The following is a 17,422-nucleotide window of genomic DNA, read 5'->3' on the forward strand; positions in this document are numbered from 1 at the left end:
TACAAGGACTGCCCCTAGCCAGCTTCAATGGCATGCGGACAGTCCTTGTTTGGTTGCTTCCTTATACGCTCAAGTACGATTTTGCGATCCATTCCCCCTGAACATGGCTGGTTTATTCTCACGAATGAACAGCCGCCAGGGTACTCTTTTAAACCAAATTAGGTTGGATCTTCAATACGCGCATCGCGTTCAACACGGCTAGCAGGGTGACGCCCACATCAGAGAACACCGCTTCCCACATTGTCGCTATTCCGAACGCGCCCAAAAGCAGAAAAATTGCTTTGACCAGCAGTGCAAAAAAGATGTTCTGCCATACAATGCGCCGGGTTCTCTTCGCAATATAGATCGCGGAAGCGAGCTTGGAAGGCTCGTCAGTCATGATGACGATATCAGCGGCTTCAATGGCCGCGTCGGACCCGAGGCCCCCCATTGCCACGCCTACGTCCGCTCTGGCCAAAACCGGCGTGTCGTTGATGCCGTCACCGACGAACACGATCTTTTCTCTGCTCGATTTTTGACGGTCGATCTTCTCCAGCTCTTCGACCTTCTGCTGCGGCAGCAGTTCGGACCGAACCTCGTCGACATCCAATTTTTTGCCGACCGCCTCACCCACTGCCTTGATGTCTCCCGTCAGCATAACAATTTTCTTTACGCCGAGATTTTTTAGCAAACGGATCGCCTTGGCCGAGTCCTCTTTGATCTCGTCGGCAATAACCAAATAACCGGCATATTGTTTGTCGATCGCAATATGCACCACAGTACCGAGTTCGGATGGTGCGGCGAAATCGACATTTTCCCTTTGCATAAGCTTCGCGTTTCCAGCCAGCACTTGTTTGCCCTCGAACATAACCTGGATGCCGTGTCCCGATATTTCGTTATAATCCGAAAGCAATTCTTCATTCAATTGCTGTCCGTACGCTTCCCTGATGGACTCTGCAATCGGATGGGTGGAGTGCATTTCGGCAAAAGCGGCTTGGCGTAACAACTCTTGTTCGTTCCCTCTCTTTTGCGGATAAATACCGGTTACTTTAAATGCACCTTTAGTCAGCGTTCCCGTTTTATCAAATACGACGTATTTGACGTCATTCAGCGCCTCCAGATAATTGCTGCCCTTAACTAGGATGCCGTTCTTCGAGGAAGCCCCGATGCCGCCGAAGAATCCGAGCGGGATGGAAACCACCAATGCGCAAGGGCAGGAAATCACTAGGAATACCAAGGCACGGTACACCCAATCCGTGAAAGTAGCTCCACTCAAGAGCAGAGGAGGCAAAACGGCCAGCAAAGCGGCGACAATGACGACAAAAGGCGTATAGTAACGGGCAAACTTCGTAATAAAGTTTTCTGTCGGCGCCTTTTTACTGCTCGCGTTTTCCACCAGGTCCAAAATTTTGGCGACAGTTGACTCCCCGAATACCTTCGAAACTTCAACCGTCAGAACCCCGTTTTTATTGATGAATCCGCTCAGCACATCCTCCCCTGCAGTCACTTCGCGTGGCACGGACTCGCCGGTCAACGCCGAGGTATCCATTGCCGAATTCCCCTCGATGACTTTACCGTCTAGAGGTACCTTTTCACCGGGTCGAACGACAATCAAATCACCGATCTGCACTTCCTCCGGACTCACTCGTTTGATCTCATCGGCTGTTTTCAAATTGGCAAAATCGGGTCTGATATCCATCAGCTTACTGATCGATTTGCGCGACCGGTTGACTGCAATGCTTTGGAACAGTTCGCCAACTTGATAAAAGAGCATAACAGCTACGCCTTCGGGATACTCTCCGATTGCAAAAGCGCCGACAGTCGCGATCGACATGAGGAAGTATTCATCGAACACTTGACCTCTTATGATGTTCTTCAGTGCTTTGAAAACAATATCTCCGCCCACGATGAGATAGGATGCAATAAACAAGATCAGTTCAAGTTCCCGGCTCATGGTTAATGCGAGCGCCGCCGCGCCAATGACAAGACCTGCAATCAGCCGGGCGACGATGATCTTAATGCTTTGCGCCCCATGGTCATGAGTATGTCCATGGCCGTCATCCGCCGATTCGGCACCGTGATCATGGCTGTGGTTATGATCGTGGGCGTGTTTCTGTTCGGAGGGTCCCCTTTTTCGGCTTCCCCTCTCACCGTATTCCACTACTTTTATACCAGGCTCAAGTGTACGAATCTTTTTCTTCGTCTGCTCAAGAATGTCATCCGATCTTTCCGACGCCATCTCTACGGTTAACGTTTGGTTTGCGAAATTCACCGAACAAGTCCGAACCCCATCAATTTTCTGGACCCCGTTCTCGATTTTCAGAGCACAGTTCGCGCAATCCAGACCCTGCAGCACCAATTTTCGTTTAATAGCAGAACCACCTGTTTCCATTTCTTGTCTCACCCCTTCACAAAACTATACATGAGCACTTGTTCATGTATAATATATTCTTGATGTCTTGCACTGTCAACAAAATAGAGGCAGGTTCATCTAAAAACGGAAAAAATACGTTCATTTTCAGCTTGTTCTTTGAAAATTCGTGTGATGAGATTATAATTTCTTCACTATTGACCATGAATGCTTCGTAAAGACTAATGACGCCTGGTGGAATACTTTGGCTGGATGAGTTCAGAGAAAACTGGTACATTATTTGGAACAATAGCACGAGTGTTCGTGTTCGGAATGGGTTATTGGGATAACGTGTAAGTCAGGATATGCTTTAAGGCTCATACTATTTACATGTGGAAAGGGCGTTGGAATGGATAAGAATTCGGTGCATAAACCTAACGTTATAGGCGCTGGCGAGGCCGGCCATGCTATCCCGGTCGACTTGGACAAGAATTCGGTTTATGAAACAAACAGCTTCTATTGGGACACACAGGGAAATGACTTCTTAGGAGCAATCGTGCTGCCTTTGTACGGACAATACGTCTCCGAAGAAAAATGCCGGCTCTTTGGCGATGTCTCGGGGAAAAAGATGCTGGAGATCGGCTGTGGTAACGGTCAATCCTTGCAATATCAGGGGGAACGCCACGCATCTGAACTGTGGGCTGTGGATATATCGGAAATGCAAATCGAAAAGGCATCCCGGCATTTGAAAACATGCGGCCTCTCGGCAAAATTTATCTGTTCTCCCATGGAAGAAGAATGCGGCATTCCCGCAGATTATTTTGACTTTGTATATTCCATTTATGCCATAGGCTGGACCACTGATCTTGAGGGGACTTTTGGTCGGATCGCTTCTTATCTTAAAAAAGATGGTGTCTTTATTTTCAGCTGGTCTCACCCGATACACAAATGTGTTGCTGCAGAAAATGACAGCCTCGTTTTCAAAAAAAATTATTTCGATGAATGTTGTTATTCGTTCTCGCTGGATAAAGGTGAGCTGACCTTATCGGATCGTAAACTATCCACGTATGTGAATGCGTTGGCAAAAGCGGGATTCGTCATAGAGGAAATGATTGAAGAATCGGATGAGGAGATTATACAATCGTGGGGCGATAACAGCGATTTTGCGAGCAAAGCAAGGATGCTCCCCGTAACTTTTGTAATCAAAGCAAGAAAACTATAATACTTGCCGTATCATAATAAGGAAAGAACAAGTGAGTTAAAGCATGAAGATGGTACAATCAAGAAAACCGGTGAAACGATGACTATTATCTCCTAACATAAAAAGCACTTTGCTTATCTACCAAGCAAAGTGCCTTTAATTTTTGATTCTCTTCGATTTTCTTATTTGTTATACGGTAGAATAACGCCGTTACTTCTTGTTTCCCTCTTCGTTCTGAATATTGTTATGCCTCGGGCATTTCGTTGAAGAATGTGGTATCCTCAATCGGCAATCTTACCGTCGGATGTCCCGGCTGCGTCGCCTTACCGATGGCGATAAGCATAACAGGAGCGTAGCGTTCTGAAATATGGAATGCTTCTTTGAACTTGGCCTCGTCATAGCCGGCCATCGGGACCGTATCGTAGCCTTTGGCGCGGGCTACAAGCATGAGCTGCATGGATACCAATCCACCGTCAGTAGAAACGATTCGGCGAATAGTCTCCGGAGGCATGCTCTTAAACATCCCCTCATAGCGTTCTACGAACGATTTAGCCGTCTCGGCAGACATGTAACCCGCATCAACCGCCATACCGTAAATTTTGTCGGTCACTTTATAGCTCTCCATATCTCCTAACACCGCAATGACGGCCGAAGCCTCGATCACTTGCTGCTGATTAAACATGATCGGAAGCAGCTTTTGCTTCAGCTCCGGCGAATCGATCACGAGGAACCTCCATGGCTGCAAATTGGCAGCTGAAGGGGCCAGCGTCGCTTGCTGCAAGATTTCGCTCATGTCTTCCCTCGAAATCTTGAATTCGGGATCGTAACTGCGGACGGACCGGCGATCCTTAATTACATTGAAAAATTGCTGCTGATCCAAAGTTAGAGATGGTTGTGTAATGAACATAGTTCTCTCCTCCTCAATATCTACTGTGCTCAAATCAGGCACAGAATATCTTAAATAATCGTGCGGCCTAACATTAACTGAAACATATTTTATTACAGTATATAACGTTCCGGTTCACATTGCAAGATGGAAATTATACTTGCATCAAATTACGATTTCTCCCAAAGCTCGATCAGTCGACCATCCGGATCTTCAATCCAAATAAACTGTCTAAATTCACTAACCTCTTTTTTCTTTGCCAGAGGCACACCGATTTGTTCAAGATGGTTAATAGTCTCATTCAGGTTATGTACCTGGAAATTTAGCATGACTTGTTGTTCTGTGGGAAAATAACTGTCATTCTCGGTAAAGAATGAAAAGATAGTTTCATTTCCTAATTGGGGTTTTATCACAGTCCCATTCCAATTTTCTATTTCAATCATCAACACTTCACAGTACCATTTTTTTGTAACTTCAATATCCGTGGTCCTCCAGAATATCCCTCCGAAACCTTTTATCATCGTGTCTGGCTCCTCTCTATCAGTAAACATTTGGCTGCTGATTAGGTAAAGATATTCGAGATTTTGTTTTAAAATCCTTTTATATCCATATCGCCCGACCCGCAATAAACGGATGTGACAGGATTCAGCTCAACTCGTTTGGCGCTTCAGCAGCGAACAGCAAAAAGAGGGAGCAATCGCTCCCCCTCTCCTCGTTGTTCGCTTCCTCTCGTTGCCGCCGACTAATCGATCAGACTATCGGTACTTCATAATAAGCACCCTATGCACAATGAAATCCACTCCGGGCTTCATAGCAGGATCGATTCGAATCTGCTCGACATCGCCATCGACCATCATTTCGATTGTTTTGCCGGAGAATACTTTGCTTTTCGCTTCCGAAAATGATTCCCCGGTTCCCCTCCAGAACACTTGAACCTCACCTGCGCCATTTATCGTCAGTTCGATACGCGCATAAGTTTGCTTGGCTCCAGAGGTTACCATGGAAGGACCGATCAAGATCGGGTCATTGGTGGAGGAGGTCCACTTGCTTCCCTTTTTGCTGATGTTGTAAGCCGTCCAATTCTCAAAATCTGTGTAGAGGATTTCCGCAGTTTTCTCTGCCTGGGCCTCTCTCCATTCCAGCTCTCCCTTTTCCCGGTCGAAGATCAATACGCTGTACAAGACAAGGGCGGTAAACAAGACGATGACTCCTGTATAGCCTTTATAAAGCATGTCGATCCGCCTTCTTTGCTCTCTTGTTAACCGCATCATAAAGCAGACTCATTCCGAAACAGAAAAAGATAATCATGTAGGGCATGATCGGGTAAGCATACCGGGGAATCGGCAGCATGATTTGATGCATAATCGTATAAACGACGATAACCAGAGCCAGCCAACCGGTTGAATGCTTTCGCAAAACACTCGCCGTTAACCCCAGCCAGCCTCCCGCAACGAACAAAAGGTGCAGCGGTTCTCGCCATTTTTCGAACAGATGAGCAATCTCTCCGTTTTCGACCCAGGGGATGCTCCAGAAGTAGTTCAGCTTGCCGATCAGAAACCATTCGATAAATGGTGCCTGCTGAAGCTGCGACTGTAACAATTCCTCCGCCTTCTTACCCCACAGCGCATTCCGCTCAAGCTCGGTGGGATTCAATTGATAAATCGATTGGAAAGTGTTTTCCCATCCAATTAAGTACGGGTGAACACCCCACAGTAAAGGATTGTTCCCGGATGTAGAAAACAGCACAGGCTCGCCGTATAACAGGAAATTACGAATCCACCACGGGAGAACGACGATAAACGAACTGAAGCCGACATAAATCAGCGCCCGAAGGACAAGCTTGCGGGACGGAAGCGTAAGCGCAAAATAAAGCGCTAGGGGCAGCACGAGAACCGCCGGCGTCGGCCGCACCATAACGCTGAGACCCAGAAGTATCCCGGCCGCAATCAATGTCGAACGACGGCCGCTTTGTAATCCCTCCAGCAACAACAATAAAAATAAGGCCAGCAGCAGCGTAAACGTAACCTCGGTCAGAAGCAGTCCGTTGGCATAAATAAAGCTTGGATAAACCGCCATGCACGCAGCGCTAATCAAACTGAACGTCTCGCTCAAATATTTTCGGGCAATCCGGTAGACCACCCAAATCGTGAGCACGCTGAACGCGACTTGCGTGAGTTGAAACCCCAGCGGATCGGTACCGAATATCCCATACACGGCGGCAAGAAGCAGCGGAAATCCCGGCGTGACATAGGCATTGGGCTCCGATTGATTATAGCCAAGCATGCCGGTCTCTAGAAACTGTTCCGCCATCTTGCTGTAGAACATGGCATCACCGACCGGAGGGGGGAACGAGTTGCTGAAAATATAGATGAGCCGAAGCGCCAATGCGCTCAAAAGTATAAGATAAATCCATCTGAAGCGCATTCGTCCAGCCTCGTTCTCCATAAAGTTCTCGCGACACGGACTCATGGTTCTTAAGACCGGCAGTCCTGGAGAATGCTATCCACGAGAAGCCGGACGCACTGCTCTGCAGGCTCGTTTTCTGTATCAACCGTCAGTTCCGCTTCCATGGGAGGCTCATACAGCGAGTCGATTCCGGTAAACTGCTTGATGAGGCCGGATCTCGCTTTGCGATACAGTCCTTTGGGATCGCGCTGTTCGCACGTCTCAAGCGAGCACTTTACATAGACCTCGCTGTATTCTCCCGGCCCGAATCGCTGCCGAATCGTGCTCCTGGTTTCCGCCAAAGGAGAGATCATGGGCACCAGAACGATAAATCCGACGCTTAAAAAGAGCGCAGCGATTTCCGCCGCACGCCGCAGGTTCTCGTTGCGGTCCTCATCCGTGAACCCAAGGTCGCGGTTAATGCCCGATCGAAGCTGGTCTCCATCGAGCACCACGCACCGGATGCCTCTCCGGAACAACTCCCTCTCGGTTTCGGCAGCCAACGTGGATTTGCCCGAACCCGACAATCCCGTAAACCACAGCACTTTGCCTTTATGGCCGTTCATTCGATTCCATTCACTTTGTTCTATCATAATATTCCTCCTTCAGTTTCAAGCTTTATGCTCCCGCCCAGCGCCTATCAATCCCAATCGTACTCTTCTCCGATCAACTCGAACAACCGCCGGTTTGGTTCCGCATAGTAGCTCCGCAGCCACTGCATCGTATCTTTCGGAATAGACTCCTTGTATTCGCCTTCATTTAACGAAGCAAAACCGTCCGGCTCCCACAGCGGCATACCGAGAAAAGCCAGCACATTCCGGTAGCTTTCCGCCGCATCTCGGAGCAAGACCTCACTGTTCATAACGAGGATCTGATTCTTGGGAAAATATCGGTACCATCGCTCCAATTGCTCGGCGTATAACCCCCGCTTCAAATATGAGTAAATCGAGCAGTTCTGGCTTGAAAAGCGCGGATCCCGGCTCATGCGCTCATACTCCTCTTCCACCCTGGAACGCTCTGCCTGCAGCGCATCCGGAAATGACATCGGTTCCAGACCTCGCCTGACCATCATCTGATAATGCGAGTAGGCCCGGTGAACAGGATTGCGCAAGAGTGCAATCAGTTTAACGTCAGGCAGCCATTCGCGTACCCTGCCGGGCGTCTGGGGATGGAACATATAGTAGGGACTGGCCTCTCCCGTTATACTGCCTTCCGGCAGATCGGGCGGGAAATTTTTCTTATACCAGTCATAACCGAAGTGATACTGTTCATCGAAAAAATGAACTTCCTTAACTGCGGCGGATTTGATGCCCGGATGCTGCGTGAGATCGTGATACAGGGAGGTCGTGCCTCCCTTTTGCGTCCCGATAATCAGAAAAGCTGGTTCTGTCTTCGCGTTATCGAACAGCTTGGTCCGGGCGGATGCTACCCATTCCACGTCGCGTTTGCTGTTGACGAAATGAACGTGCTGGACAACGCTCTCCATATCCGTGCCCGGCGGTGCGATCTCCAAACACCGAATGGCATCCTCGCCCGCCTCTTCCTGCATCCCTAATTCCAGGTACACGGACGAGCGCAAGATTTTAACGGAAAATTCATTGTAGTTCTTGTCGAGCGATTGATCAAAAAATTTCAAAGCTTTTTCAAAGTCCTTCTGCTGCTGGCTCCTGCAGCCCATCCGGTAATAATATTCCGCCAGATAATCATGGGCAGCCGCGCTCTGTTCATAGGCCATGACTACGTCACGCGTCGGCCCGCTGAGCTTGATTCGGCCTTCCTCAAGCCAGATCGCCTGATCACAAATAATAGTAGCCTGTTCGCCCGCATGACTAACGAATACAATCGTGGTGCCCGCGCTCTTCAGCCGCAAAATCGCATTGATGCATTTTTTCTGGAATTCATGGTCTCCGACGGCCAGCACCTCGTCGATCAGCAAAATGTCCGGAGTCATGTGGATGGCTACAGAGAAGCCCAGCCTCATATACATCCCGGTCGAATAGCCCCGCACCAACCTGTCGATGTCTTCTCCGAGTTCGGAGAATTCGATGATGCTGTCCATCTTTTCATGAATCTCCTTGCGCGTAAACCCGAGAACGGAACCGTTGAAGTATATATTTTCTCTCCCGGTGAAGTCGGCATGAAATCCGGCCCCGAGTTCCAGCAGCGTAGCCACTTTTCCGCTGACCTTGACTCTGCCTGAGGTAGGCTGCAGGATGCGGCTGATCAGCTTCAGAAGCGTGCTCTTGCCGGAACCGTTTTTGCCGATCAACGCCAAACTCGTTCCTTTCGGAATTTCCAGCTCGATATCGCGCAGCACCCACTTGTCCTTCGCTGCCGCAGGCGCGGGCGTCGTCACGATGTCCTTGATCGTATTTCGTTGCCCGCTAAGTTTGTTGAATTTTTTCGATACTTGATGCAGCTCGATTGCGTTTCTCATGTGTCCACTCCCGTTCTTAAGCCCTTCATACTTCCTCGACCACATGCTTCTGTAATAGCGAAAATACAGCCAGCATCCCCGCGTTAACGACGGTGAGAACGAGCAGCATCGGAAGTAGAATGCCAAAGTCCGGCCACTGGCCGTATAAAAATATGTCCCGGTAAGCATTAATGATCGGCGTCATCGGATTGTAGTCGAATACCCATCGGAACGAGTCCGGAATCAGTGATAAAGGAAACAAAACCGGTGTCAAATAGAAACCTACGAGCATGAGTGCGTTAACGATGTGCTCCAGATCCCGCAGGTATACCGTGCCCAGGGCAGCAAGCATCACGATGGGCAAGATAAGCAGCGTCTGCACAAGTAATATGATCGGAAAAGCCGACAGGGTCGATGCGAGTGGAACTCCGCTGAGCCAGAGAGCCGGCACTAAAATAATTAGCGTAAGCAAGTAGTTGACCAGATTGCTCCCGATGACCGATAGCGGAATCACTTCCCTCGGAAAATAAACTTTCTTCATAAGATCCGCATGATTAAGCAGGCTACGGGCGCCGCCCGTGACCGACTGGGAGAAAAAATTCCAAGGCAGCAACGCTACCAGAATGAATAACGGAAAATGGGGAATATCCGCCTTCATGATGAAAGAAAAGACTCCAGCGTATACACCCAGCATTAGAAGCGGATTCAGGAACGTCCAGAGGAATCCTAGCGCCGAGCCCTTGTAACGCGTCCGCAAATCCTTCAATATCATGTTCCGAAGCATCTCCCGATATTGGTAGATGTCCTTCAGCGGATGTATCGAGTCTCTCTCCTGGAGAATGCGAACGGTCAGCTTATACATTGCCTTCAACGCATAGAAGCTCCCGCGCCAAGCAAGATTAAGCAAGAGAGACAAGCTTGCGATGATGACGGCGACGATCGGTACATAAACCAAAGGATGACCCTGAATAATGTCCCACGGCCGGCGCTCGTAAAGCCACTCCATGATCAGCACATGGCTTAAGTAAATATGGAATACAGAGGAGCTCATAAAAGATAGCAACCGCGGGCCGTCTGCAGCTGCCGTGCGGAATCCGAACTGCTTGACTCCAACGAAGACCGCCGCAGCTATAAAGATAACGGGAACAGACGTATATTTGTAAAAATACATATCCGCAGAAGGGTGCGCCGTCAATAGCCAGTGGCTTCCACCTACGATGGCTATATACGACAAGAGACCGAATCCGTAGAGAAGCCGCCTCTTCTCCTTGTTCAACTCTATCCTCGACAATACGTAACCGAGCAGAAAATAACCGATATAGCCGGGCATGCTGAAGGCCTCTATTACGAATCCCGAGCTTTTCCAACCTGCGAGTGCCGATAAATTGGAGAAGGCCAGCCCCGCCGCTCCTGTATAGAAGACAGCGCGCAGCGAAGCGCGTCTCACCAGCACTCGAAGAAGAGGCGTAATCAGATAAAGAAGAATGATCATATATACGTACCAGAGATGGTAGTGAAGCGTCCCCTTGACCAAACCTGTGGCGAACCCGCCCCATTCGAAAGAACCCGATTCCTTGCGAATGTCCCACAAATAATAAATCATGCTCCATAGGACAAAAAGCGGCAGAAGCTTGCCGAGCCTATTGCGATAAAACAACCTAGCCGATTCGTTCCGGCCCGGAGCTAGAAGAAGCATCCCGCTAATCATGACGAATACAGGAACGCTCCAGCGGAACGCGGCGTTAATGATGTGGGCCGTCCACCAATAGTGGATCTCTCCGACGCCGCTTTTGATTCCAATGACCGGAGCGGTTAAGTGTATGAGTACCACTCCGATAATCGCCGCGACTCGAAGAACATCCGTATAGATCCATCTTGAACTTGCCATAAATGTATTTCTCCCAACATAAAATTCCGCCGGCCTCACGAATTAACGGTTAATCAAGCGTTTCAGCAGCTTTTTTCCTTGCCTGATCACATTGCCGGCAACCTGTTCCACGCTGATATATCTTTCGAAATACTCATTGCCAAGAGCGAAGGGGTTGTCCACACGGTACAGAATCTCAGGCGTATCCCGGTAAACGATGCGGGCATCTCGCTGGATCCGCTCACCGCTCCTATAGAAATCGTAAGACCAATTGGTACGGCCAAGATGGGTCTGATCCGCCTCGTGCAGCTCCCGGACGTATTCATCGCGCAGCAGGTACACGACGTTGCTTCGATCCGGTACATACTTGTTTATCATCCCTTCGTTAGCGCCCGAATCAAACCCGGAGTAGTGGAAAAATCGCAATGGCTGTCCGTTGACCAGGCATCCGCCGGCCGCAGCCGACAGCTTGCGCCTGGATAGATTCCACGGCGCCACATTATAGCCCGGATGCTTCAGAATATAGACATCGAAGTAGCAGGGCGCCAGATCGATCCACTTCTGATCGGTGAAGATGCCCCTAGGGATATCGTCAAAGCAGAACATGGCCAGCCGGCTAGCCCACCACTCGGCGAAGCGCACAGCCTCTTCGGATCTGGAGATCGCAAGAAAGCCGAGGTTGAACACGCCGTGCTGCAGGGCGCTTAATTCATTGTCCATCACCGCGTCCATAATGTCCTCGGGATGGCACAGATGCGGCGTCAACACGATCGGATGACGATCCATCGCCTCCGCCAGCTCCGTCAGTTCACCATAGACCTTGATGTCCGGATCCAGATAGACGAAGCGGTCTTCTGCGGTATAGCGCCGCAACAAATAAAGAAACAGTTGTCCCTTAACCGCCGTCGAAGCTTCGACGATCGAATGTTTAAAGATAAACTTCTCGAACTGTTCGAATCCAAGGTCCTTCGCGAGTATGACATCATCGAAATGCTCGCAGCTCTGCGCGGCGGGATGGATGTCCCGTTCCAGCAGACACACGATGAATTGTGCGGCCGGATTCGTCTCCTTCAGCGATTTTGCCAGCACCATTGCTTTCGGCAAGTAATTCGCGCATATGGATGTAGTAACGATCATGAACGAGCCTCTCTTCTACCGGTAGGCAAATGGTTGTATTCCAGCACGTAACGCGCCCGATCCCCCGAAACATAATTTCGTACATGCTCGGAATCGAACAAAAATGCTTTAAGTTCATCTTCGCCGTTCAATATCATACCCAGCTCGGGGTGGGCATCGATGGTCGCGGCAATATTACCGCTGAGCGGCGAGGTCAGGACGGGAACGCCTGCCGCAATTGATTCCTGGAGCGTGTAAGAGTAGCTCTCCGGAACAATCGACCATAGCAACACCAGGTCGATGTCTTGCGAGATCAGCAGATCGGGCGCCCCCATCTTTCCTTCCCGGAGGAAGGAATAGGAATGTACCGTGACCTGATCGGCATATTTCTCTTGCGAGCCTATATGATGGAATTCATACAGGCGTCCGAGCGCTTCATCTTTATATAAGCGCTCCCACAACAACCATCCTTTATTTTCCATTTTGTAACCAAGGAAAGCGAGTCTGATTTTGCGATTCTCCGGCCGGGGCTTGTAAATGATCGTTTGCCTGTCAAAGATCAAATGTCCCCTGACCCGTATTTTATTGGTGATATCCGGATAGACAGCAGCCACCGTCACTTTGACAAAATCAGAAGGAACTACGATTCGATCGGACTGATGAAGCACGGGTTTAAGGGCCTCCCGCCACTCCGCGAGCACTATGCCGTGGGTACAGTTTTGACAGATGGCCGCACCGGTTCCCGCAGCGGAGGCGACATCGGCAATGCAGGAACGTCTTTCTTTGGCTTCTACGATACTCTGGCGGATCTTGGGCTGGTACATCATATGATAGCTGGAACATAACGCGAAAAAGTCGTGCATAAAAAACGTCTGAGGAAGGACGCCCGACTTTTCCACGTTCTGCAGCAGTGCCGTATAATCTCTTATCTGCCAGTTCAACAGATGATGGGTATAAATCTCAGCAAGATACTTATGAATCCGGGAGAGCCACTCCATAATCTCTCTGACCGAATAAAAGCCTCTGAATTGATCGTTCACGACCACTCCATAAAAAGTGTCTTCCTTTGTATGCAACAAAGAGTAGCTCTGACCTGGAAAGATCTGAATGGTACCTACGTTGTTCTGAGACAAATACGAAGCTTGCTCATAAATATACTTCTCAGTACCGCCCATAGATTCCAAGTAGTTCGTGTGGGAGAAGACGAGCGCATACTGCTTATGAGGAAGCCTGCCGGTCAAGCCGGCGTAACGCGAGTTCCGGTTTCTTTGAATCGCGTATCGCTGTAGTAAGCTCTTGGCCTTTTTTTTGAGCCCCCGCTTGGCCCTGCGCCCGATCTCTCTCGCCATTCGGAGCGGCAGGGTTACCTTCCAGGACAGCGACCCCGCATATGCAGCGACATCCCGCCGGTAGTTTTCGATCTCCAAATCCTTTTGTCGAATCAGCAGGATTTGATCTTCCTTCGCCCGCTGCTCTCTTCTTTCTATCTCGGCGTTTAACCGGCTCGCTTCGGCTCGTTGCTCTTGCAACTCAAGGCTAAGAGCGGTGAGCTTCGCCTCGCGTTTCCTGCTATCCTCGCATAGAAGCTCAAGCGTATCGATCTGCTGCTCAATCTGACCGGCGGCCAGTCCAAGCGCTTTCTCCTTCTCGGCATTCGCTGTCAACAGTCGTTCGATTCGCAAGCTGGCATCGTGAAGTGCATAGGACAGAGCAGCTTCGGCAGGGCGCTCAAGTTGAAGGGCCTGAACCACATCTTCGCCTATTCCAAACGAGCAGCTTAGCTCCAGACGCAAGGTCGCGGCCATGCCATGAGGAGGCAAATCTCGAATCACTAGCTGCGACGAGCTGCCTGTGCTTATGCCACTGACACAACCCGCTTCTTCGCCAGGCCGTGTGAAGGGCAGAAACTGCACATAGTCTTTGGCATAGTCGCGAAGAAGATTGACTTCTTGTCCATCATATACAAGACTCAGCTTGGACAACTTGAAGTACGCGGGCTCAGCAAAAAAATCGATTCGTAAAACCGAACCGAGATGTTCGCGAATTTCGACCGTATGAAGATTTTTCTGTCCATTTGTGCTCACGGTGATATACGTCGATTTGTCTTCTGTGAACCTCTCGTCTGCTCCCGCCCAATACATCCGGATTCGATGGGATTTCTCATGGCTCAAGAGCCGATTGAGTTGCAGCAGCTGGTCATAGGAGTTTTGGACACTCTCGTGCAGCTCTTCTTTACACAGCGCATTAGAATCTCTCTCGCCCATCATTCCGAGTTGGAATGTTTGTCGTACTATGGCGGGGACCAATTGATCCTCCCACACATCCTGCATTGAAAAGCTGGCATGCCGCAGGGAAGGCTTTGGCAAACCGCCGACTCTCGCCCGCTCCATAGCGCCGTACGGAATGTCTAGAAAATCGCTGATTTTCCGGCCAGTCTCGGCAGGCTGTTCCAGCAATCGGTCGTAATCAATTACGATTCGCCGCTCATGGCTCGTGTAATACAAGCTGGAGAGGACATACAAATTCCACATCGCGTATGATTTGTCATTCTGGAATTGATCTCTCTTATACAAAGAAGCGGCTACGTTCAAAGGATTGCGCAAGCTGAGAATATATCGGGGTTCAATGTTTAGTTCGTCAAACACGGACTGCCACAGCGGAAGCAGCAGGCAGGTTCGCGGATCCTTGAATCCCCATAGCGGGTGTTTGGAGAAGTCTCTGGCGATAATATCGGTCAGTCTCGCCCGACTCGCCATTCCCGCCCCGGTCAGCCACCACTGCTCCGGCAGCGGCTTGGTGGCATCCCAGGAAGAAGATAGACGAGCCAGCAGCTCATCGTGAACCGCTACGATCTCGGCGTGTTCCCAGAATCCCTCAGGGTTGTCCTCCCTGGGAGGAACCATCTGATGATCATCACCCAAATAGACGCCCAGCGATCTAACCGTTTGAGCCAGCAGCGAGGTGCCGCTTCGATGCATCCCCAGGATTATTACCGCAATTGGTCTATCTGACATGGCTGCACCTCTTTTAGATAAGTAACGAACACGATCTCTACATGACAATGCTCGATTTAATTCGACAAAATCTCGTATGATTCCTTCTATATAAATTCTTATTTAATTATTTGTTCCGTCGCATGATATCTCTCCAGAAATAATTGTAAATCCAGCCATATCTTCATCGTTGTTTTGTTCGGCACCATTTATGAAAGGGTTCAGCTCATTTAAGGCTTTCGCAACGAAAAGAATATCATGCTGCGAGGTTCCCTCACCTATCACTAAACCAGATAATGAAGCAAAGGACTGTCGAATAAAGGATTTTTATGTCGTATCCGAGAATACTACACTTTGCGTAACTGACCACTACCTAATAGGAAGAAAAGGAGCCGAGACTATGAGGAAAGGAAACAAGAAAACAGCCTTAACCTTTTTTTCAAAGAACTTGCTATTCTCTATTTCGGGAATCGTTCTAGCGTGTATGATCATGTCAGTGATTAGTTACTTTATTATGAGTCGTGCGCTTACGGGCAGTTTGGGGGAGCAGGCAACAGGAATTGCAACACTATGGAAGAACAGATTTGTAGCAGAAGAATTGAAAACCGTGCAAACAAATTATTCTTCCGATTCAGCAATTCAGGAAAAACTAGTGTCCTTACTGGATGAATTGTCAGAGGGAAATGCTAATGTAGCTCAAGGGTTCCTATTCGAGCCGGATGTCGTGGATGGTGCAAAAACGAGATTCTTATCTCTCCCTACTCATTTATTGGAAGCGGGTCTTAAACCTGGGGAATTATTTGATCAACCGCCTGAGATGGTGAAGGCATTCCAAACATTGAAGCAAACGAAATCGCCGGTAATCCCTCCTATTTACAAAGATAATATCGGATCCTGGCTCACTGTATTAATTCCGGTTCTAGATCAACAGCAACAGCTCGTCGCCGTATTCGGGATTGACGTGAATGCTTCAGTAATTTCTGAACAACAATACAAACTGATTTGGTCTTTAGTAATCGCTTCCCTGTTGTTTTTGATTGTTGGGGTTGTCGTACAAATTTTTGGTCTGAAAAAGTTATTACAGCCTATTAAAGAATTAATTAGTGGTGTAGAAAAGATCAGCAAAGGCGACCTCACACAGAAAGTGGTTGTCCACTCCAATGATGAATTAGGTCAACTAAGCGAGAGCTTCAATGAGATGGTCCGATCGTTACACAGCACCTTGGAGCAAGTACAAGTTACGATCGAACAAGTGGGGAGTTCTTCGGAACAATTATCAGTGAGCGCCGAAGATTCAACAAAGTCGTCTACTCAAACAGCTGCTATCGTCCAAGAGCTGGCGACCGGAACGGAAATACAGGCGGGAAATATTGATCAAACCAATCGTGCTATAAACGATATATCGACAAGAGTCGGACAAATCGAATCCAACTCCCGGGTGGTCATGGATAAGGTGTTTAGTGCGACAAACCTTGCGACGGAAGGAAATCGAGCCATTGATATGGTTGTCAGACAGATGAATTCGATCAGTTCTACAGTGAACCAATCCGCTGAGTCCATGAAATACTTAGTGGATAATGCCCTTCACATAGGAAGAATTGTAGAAGTCATCAACACAATCGCTAATCAAACGAATTTGTTGGCCCTGAACGCTTCCATAGAAGCTGCCCGTGCTGGAGAACATGGGCGTGGTTTTGCTGTGGTTGCAGGTGAAGTGAGAAAATTAGCTGAACAGTCATCCAACTCGGCCCAACAGATTACGTCCTATGTGGAAAGTATCCAGGAAGGGATTCAAAACGCTGTCCGGTCTATGGAGCATGGCACAAGAGAGGTTACGGAGGGGCTGCATTTGGTGAACCAAGCGGGATCATCGTTTAATGAAATTCACGTTGCGGTTGATGAGGTGTCGGTGAATATCCAAGTTGTATCTACCGCTCTAGAACAAATGACATCTCGCGTTTCCGAGGTTCTATCATCGATGAATCGAATTTTGGATGTCACCAATGAGGGTGTTGGCGGAACACAGAATATTGCGGCCTCAACGGAGCAACAGTTGGCTTCTATGGAGGAGGTTACATCTTCTGCAAATGCACTGTCTAGTATGGCGGAAGAACTTCAAGAGAAAATAAGACAGTTTAAATTGTAGCAGGAACACAATGCCTGCTTTGA

12 protein-coding genes are annotated in these 17,422 nt (G+C 48.9%); 2 read left to right on the forward strand and 10 right to left on the reverse strand.

Translation table 11 applies throughout. The annotated features are described in order from the left end of the window. Nucleotides 1-148: 148 nt before the first annotated feature. Nucleotides 149-2,371 (reverse strand): heavy metal translocating P-type ATPase, encoded by a 2,223-nt coding sequence (locus EDM21_RS01420; RefSeq protein WP_157332208.1) that lies wholly within the window; start codon nucleotides 2,369-2,371, stop codon nucleotides 149-151. A 367-nt stretch (nucleotides 2,372-2,738) separates the two neighbouring features. On the opposite strand from EDM21_RS01420, the gene EDM21_RS01425 reads away from it, so the two are divergent. Further along, nucleotides 2,739-3,551, forward strand: a complete 813-nt coding sequence (locus EDM21_RS01425) for a class I SAM-dependent methyltransferase (protein WP_157332210.1) — start codon at nucleotides 2,739-2,741, stop codon at nucleotides 3,549-3,551. Nucleotides 3,552-3,774: 223 nt separating this feature from the next. Here EDM21_RS01425 and EDM21_RS01430 read toward each other — a convergent pair whose 3' ends face one another. From EDM21_RS01430 to EDM21_RS01470, 9 genes are all read right to left on the reverse strand, one after another. Next, a complete protein-coding gene (locus EDM21_RS01430) occupies nucleotides 3,775-4,437 on the reverse strand; it encodes a nitroreductase family protein (RefSeq protein WP_157332212.1) in 663 nt (220 codons plus the stop codon). A gap of 149 nt (nucleotides 4,438-4,586) precedes the next feature. Next, nucleotides 4,587-4,937, reverse strand: a complete 351-nt coding sequence (locus EDM21_RS01435) for a VOC family protein (protein ID WP_157332214.1) — start codon at nucleotides 4,935-4,937, stop codon at nucleotides 4,587-4,589. Between the two features lie 234 nt (nucleotides 4,938-5,171). Then, on the reverse strand, nucleotides 5,172-5,648 hold the full coding sequence (locus EDM21_RS01440; protein WP_157332216.1) for a hypothetical protein: 477 nt from the start codon (nucleotides 5,646-5,648) through the stop codon (nucleotides 5,172-5,174). Next, nucleotides 5,638-6,840, reverse strand: coding sequence for an ArnT family glycosyltransferase (locus EDM21_RS01445; protein WP_157332218.1), 1,203 nt, complete (start codon nucleotides 6,838-6,840; stop codon nucleotides 5,638-5,640). The genes EDM21_RS01440 and EDM21_RS01445 overlap by 11 nt, the downstream gene beginning before the upstream one ends. Nucleotides 6,841-6,890: 50 nt before the next feature. Next, nucleotides 6,891-7,454, reverse strand: coding sequence for an adenylyl-sulfate kinase (gene cysC / locus EDM21_RS01450; protein ID WP_157332220.1), 564 nt, complete (start codon nucleotides 7,452-7,454; stop codon nucleotides 6,891-6,893). A gap of 47 nt (nucleotides 7,455-7,501) precedes the next feature. Beyond that, on the reverse strand, nucleotides 7,502-9,298 hold the full coding sequence (locus EDM21_RS01455) for an ATP-binding cassette domain-containing protein (RefSeq protein ID WP_157332222.1): 1,797 nt from the start codon (nucleotides 9,296-9,298) through the stop codon (nucleotides 7,502-7,504). 25 nt (nucleotides 9,299-9,323) lie between these two features. After that, nucleotides 9,324-11,165: an acyltransferase family protein gene (locus EDM21_RS01460; protein ID WP_157332224.1), complete on the reverse strand. Its 1,842-nt coding sequence runs from the start codon at nucleotides 11,163-11,165 to the stop codon at nucleotides 9,324-9,326. A 42-nt stretch (nucleotides 11,166-11,207) separates the two neighbouring features. Next, entirely contained in the window at nucleotides 11,208-12,281 is a 1,074-nt protein-coding gene (locus tag EDM21_RS01465) for a glycosyltransferase (RefSeq protein ID WP_157332226.1), read from the reverse strand. Then, nucleotides 12,278-15,274, reverse strand: coding sequence for a sulfotransferase (locus EDM21_RS01470; protein WP_157332228.1), 2,997 nt, complete (start codon nucleotides 15,272-15,274; stop codon nucleotides 12,278-12,280). Before EDM21_RS01470 ends, EDM21_RS01465 begins: the two co-directional genes overlap by 4 nt. A 379-nt stretch (nucleotides 15,275-15,653) precedes the next feature. On the opposite strand from EDM21_RS01470, the gene EDM21_RS01475 reads away from it, so the two are divergent. Beyond that, nucleotides 15,654-17,399 (forward strand): methyl-accepting chemotaxis protein, encoded by a 1,746-nt coding sequence (locus tag EDM21_RS01475; protein ID WP_166541774.1) that lies wholly within the window; start codon nucleotides 15,654-15,656, stop codon nucleotides 17,397-17,399. The last annotated feature ends 23 nt before the right edge of the window (nucleotides 17,400-17,422 follow it).

This window comes from Paenibacillus lutrae (assembly GCF_009757775.1).
Lineage (GTDB): Bacteria > Bacillota > Bacilli > Paenibacillales > NBRC-103111 > Paenibacillus_F > Paenibacillus_F lutrae.

Coding starts and splice junctions, on each gene's coding strand:
- EDM21_RS01420 (WP_157332208.1), bottom strand. CDS start 2,371: ATGGAAACAGGTGGTTCTGCTATTAAACGAAAATTGGTGCTGCAGGGT.
- EDM21_RS01425 (WP_157332210.1), top strand. CDS start 2,739: ATGGATAAGAATTCGGTGCATAAACCTAACGTTATAGGCGCTGGCGAG.
- EDM21_RS01430 (WP_157332212.1), bottom strand. CDS start 4,437: ATGTTCATTACACAACCATCTCTAACTTTGGATCAGCAGCAATTTTTC.
- EDM21_RS01435 (WP_157332214.1), bottom strand. CDS start 4,937: ATGATAAAAGGTTTCGGAGGGATATTCTGGAGGACCACGGATATTGAA.
- EDM21_RS01440 (WP_157332216.1), bottom strand. CDS start 5,648: ATGCTTTATAAAGGCTATACAGGAGTCATCGTCTTGTTTACCGCCCTT.
- EDM21_RS01445 (WP_157332218.1), bottom strand. CDS start 6,840: ATGCGCTTCAGATGGATTTATCTTATACTTTTGAGCGCATTGGCGCTT.
- cysC (WP_157332220.1), bottom strand. CDS start 7,454: ATGATAGAACAAAGTGAATGGAATCGAATGAACGGCCATAAAGGCAAA.
- EDM21_RS01455 (WP_157332222.1), bottom strand. CDS start 9,298: ATGAGAAACGCAATCGAGCTGCATCAAGTATCGAAAAAATTCAACAAA.
- EDM21_RS01460 (WP_157332224.1), bottom strand. CDS start 11,165: ATGGCAAGTTCAAGATGGATCTATACGGATGTTCTTCGAGTCGCGGCG.
- EDM21_RS01465 (WP_157332226.1), bottom strand. CDS start 12,281: ATGATCGTTACTACATCCATATGCGCGAATTACTTGCCGAAAGCAATG.
- EDM21_RS01470 (WP_157332228.1), bottom strand. CDS start 15,274: ATGTCAGATAGACCAATTGCGGTAATAATCCTGGGGATGCATCGAAGC.
- EDM21_RS01475 (WP_166541774.1), top strand. CDS start 15,654: ATGAGGAAAGGAAACAAGAAAACAGCCTTAACCTTTTTTTCAAAGAAC.